The 12943-nt window shown below is 28.0% G+C and carries 12 protein-coding genes; all 12 read left to right on the top strand.

Annotation, left to right across the window (positions count from 1 at the left end; genetic code table 11):
- Positions 1-223: 223 nt before the first annotated feature.
- Positions 224-1552, top strand: a complete 1329-nt coding sequence (gene citS, locus ACY1IQ_RS10755; protein ID WP_461613918.1) for a citrate/sodium symporter CitS — start codon at positions 224-226, stop codon at positions 1550-1552.
- Positions 1553-1631: 79 nt separating this feature from the next.
- A complete protein-coding gene (citD, locus tag ACY1IQ_RS10750; RefSeq protein WP_461613917.1) occupies positions 1632-1913 on the top strand; it encodes a citrate lyase acyl carrier protein in 282 nt (93 codons plus the stop codon).
- Positions 1906-2784 (top strand): HpcH/HpaI aldolase/citrate lyase family protein, encoded by an 879-nt coding sequence (locus tag ACY1IQ_RS10745; protein WP_461613916.1) that lies wholly within the window; start codon positions 1906-1908, stop codon positions 2782-2784. Before citD ends, ACY1IQ_RS10745 begins: the two co-directional genes overlap by 8 nt.
- Positions 2785-2796: 12 nt before the next feature.
- Positions 2797-4350 (top strand): citrate lyase subunit alpha, encoded by a 1554-nt coding sequence (citF, locus tag ACY1IQ_RS10740; protein WP_461613915.1) that lies wholly within the window; start codon positions 2797-2799, stop codon positions 4348-4350.
- A gap of 79 nt (positions 4351-4429) precedes the next feature.
- Entirely contained in the window at positions 4430-5149 is a 720-nt protein-coding gene (locus ACY1IQ_RS10735) for a GntR family transcriptional regulator (protein WP_461613914.1), read from the top strand.
- 396 nt (positions 5150-5545) lie between these two features.
- Positions 5546-6256, top strand: a complete 711-nt coding sequence (locus ACY1IQ_RS10730; RefSeq protein ID WP_461613913.1) for a lysoplasmalogenase — start codon at positions 5546-5548, stop codon at positions 6254-6256.
- 548 nt (positions 6257-6804) lie between these two features.
- Positions 6805-8121 (top strand): D-alanyl-D-alanine carboxypeptidase family protein, encoded by a 1317-nt coding sequence (locus ACY1IQ_RS10725; RefSeq protein ID WP_461613912.1) that lies wholly within the window; start codon positions 6805-6807, stop codon positions 8119-8121.
- A gap of 232 nt (positions 8122-8353) precedes the next feature.
- Complete coding sequence (locus ACY1IQ_RS10720; protein WP_461613911.1) at positions 8354-9079, top strand: hypothetical protein; 726 nt, start codon at positions 8354-8356, stop codon at positions 9077-9079.
- A gap of 316 nt (positions 9080-9395) precedes the next feature.
- A complete protein-coding gene (locus ACY1IQ_RS10715) occupies positions 9396-9722 on the top strand; it encodes a DUF6054 family protein (protein WP_461613910.1) in 327 nt (108 codons plus the stop codon).
- Between the two features lie 713 nt (positions 9723-10435).
- Entirely contained in the window at positions 10436-11203 is a 768-nt protein-coding gene (locus tag ACY1IQ_RS10710; protein ID WP_461613909.1) for a formate/nitrite transporter family protein, read from the top strand.
- A gap of 376 nt (positions 11204-11579) precedes the next feature.
- Positions 11580-12230 (top strand): L-fuculose-phosphate aldolase, encoded by a 651-nt coding sequence (locus tag ACY1IQ_RS10705; protein WP_461613908.1) that lies wholly within the window; start codon positions 11580-11582, stop codon positions 12228-12230.
- Between the two features lie 461 nt (positions 12231-12691).
- On the top strand, positions 12692-12937 hold the full coding sequence (locus ACY1IQ_RS10700; protein WP_461613907.1) for a hypothetical protein: 246 nt from the start codon (positions 12692-12694) through the stop codon (positions 12935-12937).
- The last annotated feature ends 6 nt before the right edge of the window (positions 12938-12943 follow it).

Here is a 12943-nt window from a genome sequence, read left to right as displayed (position 1 = left end):
GTTAAAATTCAATATCAAATTGTGATTTAATCTTATTTCTCTTACTAAATAAAATATCTAACAAAAATAAATCATTTAATGAAAAATAGAAAATTATGAAAAAATTCATATAAAGCTATTGTCAAATTGTATACAAGTGATATATTGTATACATAAGAATTGTATACAATATAGTGAAAATGTATACAAAAGGTTAGGATATTATTTTATAGGGGGTTAAACTATGAAAAGTGAGGAAAAAATTAATAATACTATTAATGGAAAACAACATTTTAAAGTATTTGGAATGCCTCTATATTTATTTGCAATATTTGCAATAATAGTAATTGCGGCATCAATGTACGATATTATCCCTAAAGAAATAACAGGAGCTTTTGCAGTAATGTTTATTTTAGGAATAATATTTGGTGAAGTTGGAGATAGAATTCCTATATGGAAAGAGTATGTTGGTGGAGGAGCAATACTTGCTTTTTTAGGTTCAGCTTACTTAGTTTATAAAGGAATTATGCCAGAATCAACTATTGAAAGTATCAAATTCTTTATGGATGATGCAGACTTCTTGAACTTATTTATATCAGTATTAATTACAGGAAGTATACTTGCTGTTAATAGAAAATTATTAGTTAAAGCTCTTACAGGTTATATACCAGCAATATTAGCAGGTATATTAGGAGCATTTATATTTGGAGCTATAGGAGGACTTATAACAGGAGTTTCACCAATGGAGGTTGCAATGAAGTATGTTTTACCTATAATGGGTGGTGGAACTGGTGCAGGTGCAATACCTATGTCAGAGATATATAAATCTGTTACAGGAGGAGATCCAAAAGAATTTTTATCTTTTGCTTTTCCAATACTAACAATTGCAAATATTATCTCAATATTTATGGGTGCTCTTTTAAGTAAATTAGGAGATAAAAAACCAGCATTAACTGGAAATGGTAATCTAATAAAAACTAAGAATTTTTCTGCAGAAGAACAAAAGTCAGACTTTAAAATTACACATAAAGAGATTGCTGCAGGATTAGTTCTTTCAACAGGTTTTTATATATTAGGAACGTTAATGTCTAAAAAAATACTTCCATCTATTGGTGGAGTTCAAATTCATACATTTGCCTATATGGTTTTATTCGTCTCAATATTTAATATATTTAACTTAATACCTGAAGAATTAAAACAAGGTGCTAAAACTCTTCAAAGTTTCTTTGCATCAAAATTTTTATGGGTTATTATGATAGGCGTTGGAGTAGCGTATACTGACCTTGGAGAAATAATTGCAGCATTGACTCTTTCAAATCTAATAATTGCCGGATTTATAGTTATAGGAGCAGTTGTAGGTTCAGCTTTACTTGGAATATTAGTAGGATTCTATCCAATAGAAACAGCTATAACAGCAGGTTTATGTATGGCTAATAGAGGTGGTTCAGGTGACTTAGCAGTTCTAGGTGCTGCTAAGAGAATGGAACTTATATCTTTTGCTCAAATTTCATCAAGAATTGGTGGAGGAATAATGCTTGTTATTGCAAGCGTAGTATTTGGCTTATTTGCATAGATAAAGCATTTTAAAGGTATAAGTAATCTCTTATACCTTTAATCTTTAATCATAATATAAATTATAGTAGAGGGAAAGGATGGTAGGTTTTATTATGATAGGTATAGCTGGAAATGAAAAATCAGATGACGTTTTGGTAAAAGTTCAATTAGATGAGGTAGAAGGGATAATTATTGATATAAAAAGTAAAATTAAAAAGATTTTTGGAAGACATATGGAGATTGCTGTAAGAGAAGCATTAAGTGAATTAAATGTTGAAAATGCTAAGGTTGAAGTTGAAGACTTTGGAGCATTAGATTTTGTTATAAAAGCAAGAGTAAAAACAGCAGTTAAAAGAGCTAGGGGGAATAAAAATGAATAAGAAATTAAGAAGAAGCATGTTATTTTGCCCTGCAAGTGATCCTAAAATGTTAGTGAATGCCCCTATATATGGAGCTGATTGTATAGTCTTCGATTTGGAAGATGCAGTAGCTTATAACGAGAAGGATAGTGCAAGGGATTTATTATGTGAAGCTTTAAAAACTATAGATTATAGTAAAAGCGAAGTTTTTGCTAGAGTAAATCCATTGTATACTGAGTTTGGTAAAAAAGATGTTGAAGAGCTGGTTAAGGCTGGATTAAAAAATATAAGACTTCCTATGAGTGAATCCAAAGAAAATATCATAGAACTGGATGAATTACTTACTAAGTTAGAAGATGAAAATAATTTAGAAAAAGGATCAATAAAGATACAAGCTGCTATTGAAACTCCAAAGGGAGTATTAAATGCTCTTGAAATAGCACAGGCTAGTAAGAGAGTTGTAGCTATATCTATTGGAGCAGAGGATTTTACAAGAACTTTAGGTGTTGATAGAACTAAAGCCGCTAGAGAGCTTTTCTTTGCAAGATGCCAAATAGTTTTAGCTGCTAGTGTTGCAGGTGTAGATTCTATTGACACAGTTTATGCAAATTTAGGTGATATGGAAGGCTTTATAGAAGAAGCTAAAGATGCAAAAGGATTAGGCTTTTCAGGAAAATCTTGCATACATCCATCACAGGTAAAACAAGTTCATAAAATCTTTACACCAACTAAAGAAGAAGTTGAGAAAGCAATGATTATTATTAATGCAGCTAAAGAAGCTGAAGAAAAGGGAATTGGAGTAATTACTGTAGATGGAAAGATGGTTGATGTTCCTGTAATTCAAAAGGCGGAAAGAGTAGTTTCATTAGCAAAAGGCGCAGGAATTATATAAGGGGGTAGAACAATGGAACAAATAGTTAACGCTGTTGGAAGACAATTACCTAAATATATAGAAGGATATGGAGAAGTAAAACCTTATAGAGGAACTTTTGAAATGGGAATAGAAGGAAGAAAATATGCACCTATGAAATCACTTTCTATTCCAGGAGTAGAAAAAATACTACCAAGCATAAAGGAAGCAATAATTAAAGCTGGAGTTAAAGATGGCATGACTATATCTTTTCATCATCATTTAAGAAATGGTGACTATATATTAAATATGGTTATGGATGAAATTGCTAGTCTTGGAATAAAAGATATAACTATATGTGCATCTTCATTGACAGGAGCACATGAGCCATTGCTTGATCATATAAACAATGGAGTAGTTACAGGACTTCAAACTAGTGGGCTTAGAGGAAAGCTAGGTCAAGAGGTGTCATTAAATAATATATTAGGAAAGCCAGTAATATTCAGAACCCACGGTGGAAGAGCTAGAGCTATTGAATCAGGAGAGGTTAAAATTGATGTAGCCTTTATAGCAGCTCCTGCTTGTGACCCTATGGGAAATATGAATGGAAGAGATGGAAAATCTGCTTTTGGTTCTATGGGGTACCCAATGGTAGACGCCAAACATGCAGATAAAGTTATTGCTATTACTGACAATTTAGTGGATTACCCATTATATCCTGCTAGCATAGATCAAACATTAGTAGATTATGTAGTGGTAGTAGATGAGATAGGAGATCCTTCAAAAATTGCTACTGGTGCAACTAGAGTTACAAAAAGTCCTACGGAACTTTTAATAGCTGAGTATGCAGCAGAAGTTTTAATAGCTTCAGGATTAGTTAAAGAAGGTTTTTCATTCCAAGCTGGAAGTGGCGGCGCATCTCTTGCAGTTGCTAGAAATTTAAGAGACTATATGTTAGAAAATAATATAGTGGGTTCTTTCGCTTCAGGTGGAATAACTTCAACACTTGTAGAATTATTAGAAGAGGGCTTATTTAAGGCATTGCTTGATACGCAAACCTTTGATGCAGCAGCTGCAGCTTCAATGAAGAAAAATCCAAATCATATTGAAATGTCTGCTTCTATGTATGCAAATCCTCACAATAAAGGATGTATTGCTCATCAACTTGATATAATGATGTTATCAGCAACAGAAATAGATACAAAATTTAATGTAAATGTTATGACTGGTTCCACAGGAATAATAATGGGAGCACAGGGAGGACATCCTGATACAGCGGCAGGGGCTAAATTGACCGTTGCAGTAGCACCACTTATTAGAAAGAGAATCCCTATAATTGTAGATGATGTTACTACTGTAGTTACTCCAGGTGAAAACATAGATGTAGTTGTAACTGAAAGAGGAATAGCTGTTAATCCAGAGAGAGCTGATTTAATAGAAGCACTCAAAGATACAAAACTACCTTTAATGTCTATTGAAGAGCTAAAATTAATTGCTGAAAGTTTTACAGGAAAACCAGATAAAATAGACTTTGAAGATGAAGTTGTAGGTGTAATAGAGTATAGAGATGGAACAGTAATGGATGTAATAAGGAAAGTAAAAAGATAGTTTATTATTAATAAATAAGCGGGGGGATGGTTTTCTTCTCGCTTTTTATAATATATAATTGCATATGGAGGTGATAACTTTGGAAGAATTCTTAGATAAGATAGATGGAAAAGATGAAAGACCTATAAGAGAGATAGTTTTAGATAATTTAAGAAAAGCTATATTTAACAATAAATTAAAACCTGGAGATAGATTAGTAGAAACTACGATTGCAGAGGCTATGGGCATAAGTAGAACCCCAGTTAGAGAAGCATTAAGACAGCTTGAGCTTGAAGGATTGGCAACTAATGCCCCTAGAAAAGGAACTGTTGTAAATGGTATATCTATGGAAGACGCCCTTGAGATGTATGATATTAGAGAAGTTTTAGAAGGATTAGCAGCAAGGCTTACTTGTAATAATATTTCAAGAAAAAATATAAATACCTTAAAAGAAATTATTAGTAATATGGAAGAATGTATTGGAATTCATAGACGTGAAGAATTATTCGAAATGAACAATCAGTGGAATGATATGATGATAGTTCAAAGTCAAAATAAAATTCTTACTCAAGATATGAAGGAATTACATGATCACCTTAGAAGATTTAGATTGCTTACACTATATGATGAAGAACTTCAAAAAGAAGCTGTAGAAGAATATAAAACTATTATTAAAGCCATAGAAGTCGGTGATGACAAAAAAGCAGAAGAATATGCTAGAGAACATGTTAGAAGAGCGAAAAAAAGGTTTATAAAAGTATTTAATAAAAAATCTAATGAAATGGCATGTGTAACTAATAATGCAGAAAATAATATATAAGTTAGATAAAAAGTTTTTTAAAAGATGGTAACTTAATGAATTTGTTACCATCTTTTTACTTTGATTTGATATAATAATATATAGATGCATTACTTTTAAATATAATTTATGTATTTATAGAATTGCATTATTAAATTGTTTAAGTTTACATTAATATGAAATTGAGAATTGACTATTGACAATGGACAATTTTGGTGAATTCTCAGCAAAGCATGAGAATTTTTAAACTAATTTATAATAATTAGTTTCAACCATAATTGTTAAATTTGCATTATTTCAAGTTTTGCTACAAAACTCTTATAGCTCTTTATTTTCACTATTTAAATTCTACTTTAAATAAATTTTTAACTTAATATAGCACTGTAAATTTCTATAAATATGGCATGGAGGGTAAAAGTGAGAGGTTTTTTAATTATTATTTCAATTTTACAGCTACTTATGATAATCCTAGATGGAATTTATGTGTTGAGGAAAATGAATAAAATAGAGAAAGAAGATGGAGAACTTAATTTAGTAATAAAAATGTGTTTTAGTTTTTCTATGATAGTTGTGGCATTTTTATTATGGAGAAATAACGCAGGAGTATTAAGAAACTATTCGTTACTACTTTTATTAGGAATGTGTTTCTCTGCTATAGGAGATATGATTATGGCTAGTATAATAAAATTAAAAAATAGGTTAATTGAAGGTATGGCATTTTTTTTATTTGCCCATATTTTTTATATTTTAGCATACCTTAAAGCCATAGCTGCCTATAAGGAAAATTTGAATTATCTAGTTTTTATCTTAATTGGAATGTATATATTTTGTATAATTCTTTGGAGAATATTTGTATTTAATTCTACCAAGAGTTTAACGCTAAATGTAATAGCATTAGTATATGCATTAGTTATTTGTACTATGGCAAGCTTTGCAATAAATATATCTATAACTGTAGGTGGGGCATGGTGGATGACTACTATAGGAGCACTACTTTTTATTCTTTCAGATTTTTTAATAGGACTATCAGAGATAAAAGAAAAAGGCCCTAAAAATCAATCAGTTTGGGTATGGTTAACTTATGTACCAGCACAAATATGTATAATTTATACCTTGGTATTATTGTAAACTTTGATTAGTGCATATGAAATACTTAAAGTATTTGAAATATGAGAAGCTTTAAAAACTAATAAATAAATATAAGCTATTTATATTTATAATAAAACAATCAATATTAAAGGGGCTATTTGTAGCAGACTTGTTTTTTATATCCAAAATAAAATAGCTATTCAATAATTACAAGACTATTTTTCTATTAGAAAAATAGTGTACTTTATAATCTTAGTATAAAATTATTAATTATAATAATAAAGAACTAGAGACTTTTCTCCAGTTCTTTATTATTATAATTTTCTATAAAAGTAATTTACTAAATTGTAACTAATGTTATGATTAAATAAAGTAAAATTTTCTTTGGAAAGTTTCTTAGCTAAAAATAAATTAAATATAATACAAAACATATTCAAAAGATAACCAGTTGGTATGTAAATTATGTTATATTATTTCATTAAAACTCAATGGCGAAAATAAAGAAATCTATATTCTTATGTTACATAAAACATAAGTAAAATTTTTACTTGGTTAATTTTTTATATCTCTTAAAGGAAGGTGTATATATGAGAAAGAAATTTATGACTTTGCTAATGGTTATTATCATTATATTTAGTAGCACTTATAATGTTTTTGCATTGGAAAAGCCAGAAATTGTTGGCCAATATGCTATTACTGTAGATTTTGATAGTGGAGAAATTATTTATTATAAAGAAGGTGATAATACAACCTTTCCAGCTTCTATTACGAAGATTATGAGTTCGTTGCTTCTTTGTGAAAATGTAAATATGGATGAAAAATTGATTTTCACTCAAGAGGCAGCTGAACAAGAACCTACAGCTATTAATGGAGTTTATACATATGTAAACGTTGGTGCAGAAATATTAGCATCTGATATTTTAAAAAGTATGATGATAGTTTCAGCAAATGATATGACTACCGCATTAGCTACTAATATACCTAATAAGGATGATGGCGGAAAAGCTTTTGTGAAAATGATGAATAAAAGAGCAAAAGAACTAGGTATGAATAATACTAATTTTATAACTCCTAATGGTTTAGATGATTATACTGATAAGCATAAAAGTACAGCTTATGATCTTACAAAACTTGCTAGAAAAGCTTTTACTATTGAAGAGTTTTTAGAAGTAGTGAAAACATCTAGTACAGAACTAGCTATAGGGGAAAGAGCACCTTTTACCATAAAGAATACTAATAAATTTGTAAGGGAAGATAGTGAATTTTATGATAAAAGCTGTATAGGAGGAAAAACTGGATATACAGATAAGGCAGGAAGATGTCTTCTTACTGTTTTTGAAAGAGATGGAAGAAAAATTATAGGAGTAGTTTTAAACTCTAAGTTAAATGATGCTGATACTGTAGTTTTTGAGGATATGAAAAAAATAATAGATTATAGCTATGATGTACTACCTACAATATATAAGTATAAAAATAATGTTAATAAAGAAGTTGAGTTAAAGGCAGAAAATGTAATTGAAACTTTGCCTGTAGAATACAAATTATTTAAATATTTTGGTCCTAAAAAAACTATAGAAGCGCCAATAATAATTTCTAAAGACTTAACTTACTATAATAATGAACCAAATAATAAAGAAGCAAAAATAGAATTTGATATTACAGGAGATATATTTAAGAGAAAATCAGAAGAGAATTTTGGAACAGTTACATTAAAGACAAGGGATGCTTCAAAATCCTCAGAAATAACCACTACCATAACATTATGGAGCATAATTAAAGCAAATTTATTAACATATATATTTATATTAATTATTGTTATATTAGTTATTCGTGTATTAATGAACGTAAGAAAAAGAAAAAAGAGAATAAAAAGAATGGAAAAAATCAAGAGAAGAAAGAAATAATTTAATTCACAATGCACAATGCAAAATTCACAATTATGGATATTTCTCAGTAAAAACTGAGAAATTTTAAATTAATTAATTGTAGCGGCGAACAGTGTTCGACGCAGAATAACTAGCAATTGCATTGCTAGTTAAAAATCCATTAAAGAAATTATTTTTATCAAAAATAATTTCATCCACAACTGTGAATTGTGCATTGTTTTTTATATTGCTTATTAAGGAGAGTGTTATAATGGGATTTTTAAAAAGTATATTTAGGAATAATAAAAATATAAGCAGTGATAATTATGTAATAAATTTTAAAAATGGGATAAAACTTATTTGGGGAGAAAAAGGAATAGAGATAATAGAAAAATCTAATAAGATTATCATAACCTTAGAAGAAATAAGTAAAGACTTTGTAGAAGGTAAAGAAGGAATTTCACTTGAGCTTTATGAAAAAGATTCACAAAATTGCACTCTCATAATATATAGAAATCCAGAAAATATTTATCTTCATTATGATAATAAAAGCTATTCATACCCTAACACTACTTTTATGGCTTTAATGGAGAGAGTAGAAAAGCTTAGAGGGGAAAAAGGTAATAATAAAGAAAAGAGTGAAGAGAAAGTCATTCTTTTAGAAAATGCAACTGATGAAGCTAAGGCGGCAATTGAAAGCTATAAAAAAATATCCCAAGAGAAAATAGATGGCTATGATAAGGAATTTGGTTCTTTAAAAGAAAGAAAAGATACATTAATACAATACTACGAAGGGATTAATATGATTATAGGAAACAGTTTTGCTAAAGAAATAAAGCCGCTTATAGATAAACTTAATTATGAAGATAAAGAAGCTTTAGAGTTAACTAAAAAGAGAAAAGAATTAATTAGGCTTTCTTATGATGGAAATATTTCTAGAGAAGAATTATATGAACTTTATGATCAATTCATAATAAGATTATGTTTAAATAATTAATTAAAATTATTTCCTAGAAAATTAAATTGTAAAATTATATACAATGATATAAAATTCATTAAGAATAATTTATTAAAAAAATGATATTATCTTTGTTATTTTTATATATATTTAAGCTGAATTTCACTTATCTGTTTTGATAGAAAGAGAGAAGATAGTTAAAATTTAGATTATGTTACTCCAAAAACTAGTGTATAATCAAGTATTTTTAGTAGTAATTCTTAATAATATAATAGCAAGAAGCAATTTTAAAATAAAAATATATACAAAATATTTTAACAAAATATTAAATTTTATATAGGGAAAAGGAGAGGCTATGGGAAGCTGTAATTTTAAAGTTAGGTTATCACCTAGAGAAGCTTTTGATATTATACAAGATCTAGTGAATGCTGATTTAGTTTATAGTGAATTTAATAGTTTAGATCATGAAAAAGCTACAGGGGTTTTAATTTTTGAAAAATATTTTTTTAGAGTAAGCAATAGAGTGGCGCTTGTAGTACTTATAGATAATTTAAAAGGGGATACTGTTGTAAAATCTATTTCTACAGGAAGTTCAGAAGGATTATTTTTAAAATTTGACTGGGGTGCATCAAAAGATTTTGCTTATAGTGTGAAGGATATTATGGAGAAATATATTATTTAGAAATGCTATAAAAAGATGCAAAGTTAGAGAAAAAAACATCTAAGGATTTTAGATGTTTTTTTTATTTACAGAAAAATTGACTATTAATTTCTATACATTATTTTTCACCAATGTATTATTAGTTCTTTATAAGAAATGGCTGTATCACTTAAAAATAAATTAATTTAAAACTTCTTTTATAAAGAAGAAGTATCAATAATTCTTCATTCTCAATTGTTAATTCTCAATTGTATAAGAGTCCTCTAAGATGCAGTAAAATTCGGAGCAAGACCGAAAGCTTGAATCAGTATTAATGAAAATATGCAATATAACTAAAGAATTGTTTGATAACATAGATGTTGTGTGGCGCCATACTGCATCCTCAGGGGTATATTTTAGAGTTTAGTTTATATATTAAGTTTGCTCATGTACTTTAATTTATCTAAGATTCTTTTAATCTGTTATATATCCCAGGGGTGGAAACTAATACTGAAGAGATACTACAGCTGCTAGTTTTTTATAAGAAATTATCTTGTAACTTTAAAAAAACATTAATTATTTTCACATATATGAATTTTAGACTTGATATAAGCATTATGTATGTGTAACTTAAAATACATAATATTCATACTATTAATAAAAATAACAAAATTCAAAGAATATGTGATAATAATCACATACATTTTAAAGGAATATTGTTATTATATTAACGATAACTTAAGGAGGATTATTATATGTTTATGGATGTAATAGAAAAAATAAGTAATGCGGCTTTAAGTAAAAGTAATTTATTAAAGAAAAGTAAGGGGAGATATTTAGTTAGTTCTACTTTAGCTGGAATTTTTGTTGGATTAGGAGTAATTTTAATCTTTACTATTGGAGGCGTTTTAAATGCTGCCAATTCACCCTATACAAAGATAATTATGGGTATTAGCTTTGGCGTAGCATTAAGCTTAGTAGTTATGGCAGGATCAGATCTTTTTACTGGAAACAATATGGTTATGACCATAGGTAGCTTAGAGAAAAAAGTATCTTTAGGAGAAGCAGTTAAAGTTTGGATTTTTTGCTTTTTAGGAAATTTAATAGGCTCAGTATTAATTGCTATTTTATATGCTTATAGTGGACTTGCTACTGGACCAGTTGCAGAATTTATAGTTAAGACTTCCGCTGCTAAAATTGCAGCACCTGCACTAGAATTATTTATAAGGGGTATTTTATGTAATATATTAGTTTGCCTTGCTATATGGTGTTCTTTTAGATTAAAGGAAGAAACTTCAAAGTTAATAATGATATTTTGGTGTTTATTTGTATTTATAACATCTGGTTTTGAACATAGTGTAGCAAATATGTCATTACTTGCAATAGGATTATTAATACCTCATCCAGCATCAATAACAATTAGTGGATATGGATATAACTTATTAATGGTAACTATAGGAAATATGGTAGGAGGTATTGTGTTTGTAGCTTTAGCTTATTGGTATATATCAAAAGATAAATAGTAAATTCTAATTTAATATTTAAAGTTTAATAATTTACAATATCGACTTATATAATAAATAAAAAAACTAGTAGTGTATTGCTAGTTTTTTTATTTATAACTATAATCTTGCCAGCGTAATAATTATATATTTTAAATATAGATATGTAAATTTTTATAATATAAAATAAATTTGCTTATTATGCATTAAATATTATCCAATATAAAATAACAAATAAGATAAATAGGCTCTTTAAAAAATTTTAGAATAATGAATTGATTAAAAGATTAATAATAGATTAGTTAGAATATTAGCAGGTATTGAGAATGCAAAAGATATTATAAAGAATATAAGATAAGCGTTAGGTAAAATTTATAATATAAGGGGGTTATATATTATGTTAATGGAGAAAGAAAGACAGTTACTTGTAGAATATGGACAAAAGTTAATTACTAGTAGATTAACTAGGGGGACTGGTGGAAATATAAGCATATTTAATAGAGAAGAGAAGCTTATGGCAATTACACCTACAGGAATAGACTACTTTAAAACCAAACCAGAAGATATAATTGTTATGAATTTAAAAGGAGAAATAGTGGATGGTAATCGTATGCCTTCAAGTGAGTATGAGATGCATAAGATTTTTTATGAAAATAGAGAAGATATAAACGCAATAATTCATACTCATACAGTGTACGCTACTACATTAGCTTGTTTGAATTGGGATCTTCCACCAGTACATTATTTAGTAGCTTTAGCTGGACATAATGTAAGATGTGCAAAATACGCAACCTATGGAACAAAAGAATTAGCAGAAAATGCACTTGAAGCTATGAAAGATAGAAAGGCAGTTATATTAGCAAATCATGGATTATTAGCTGGAGCTAATGATTTGTTAAATGCATTTAATATTACAGAAGAAATAGAATATTGCTCAGAAATATATTGTCGTGTTAAATCAATAGGTGATCCAGTTATATTACAAAAAGAAGAGATGGACTTAATGATTAAAAAATTCAAAATCTACGGACAGAAAAAGGAGGATTAGCTTATAAGTAAATATAGAGTTCCAAAATGAAAATTCAGTTATGCATGATTTTAATTTCCATAATAAAATTTTTGCCATGAATTAAAAATTAAGAATGAAGAATTATGGTTAAAACTCCACAGCTAAAGCCTTTGGAGTTTTTTAAAAATAAATTTTATTTTAAGAAATTCACCTCTAGTGAATTTTTTCCTGAATTCTTCATTATTAATTGTTAATCCTTAATACTTAAGAATTTAAGCTATTTTTTAGAGTATATTTTAAAATTTCATATTGGATACCTATATCTATAAATAAGCCAGCAGCTTTATAATTAAAAACTGCTGGCTTATTTGTGTAGAACTTTATTGAAAGTTATTACATAGTTATATAAAAATAAGAATATATTTTCAGAGAATTAATAAAGAAAAATAAATATACAAAAAACTAATTATTCATTTGAATAGATTTAGGAGGTGAGAATTATGATTACAGCCCTTACGTTATTAATAATTTTTGCGGTATTTGCTTTAATATTTATTATTTTTAAATTTGTAGGCAGCATAATTTTAATAGCATTGTTATTATTATTAGTTATAGCAGTTGGTATAGGGTTAATTGGAATGATAGGAGGCGCAGTGGCTGGTATATTAGTCTTCCTGCCCCAGATTATAATAGCAGTAATAATTGTAGCATTAATAGCCTATGTAATAGATCAAAGTAATAAATAATAAAAA

The organism is Clostridium sp. Marseille-QA1073 (assembly GCF_054863625.1).
This window is presented reverse-complemented; position numbering and strand designations above follow the sequence as displayed.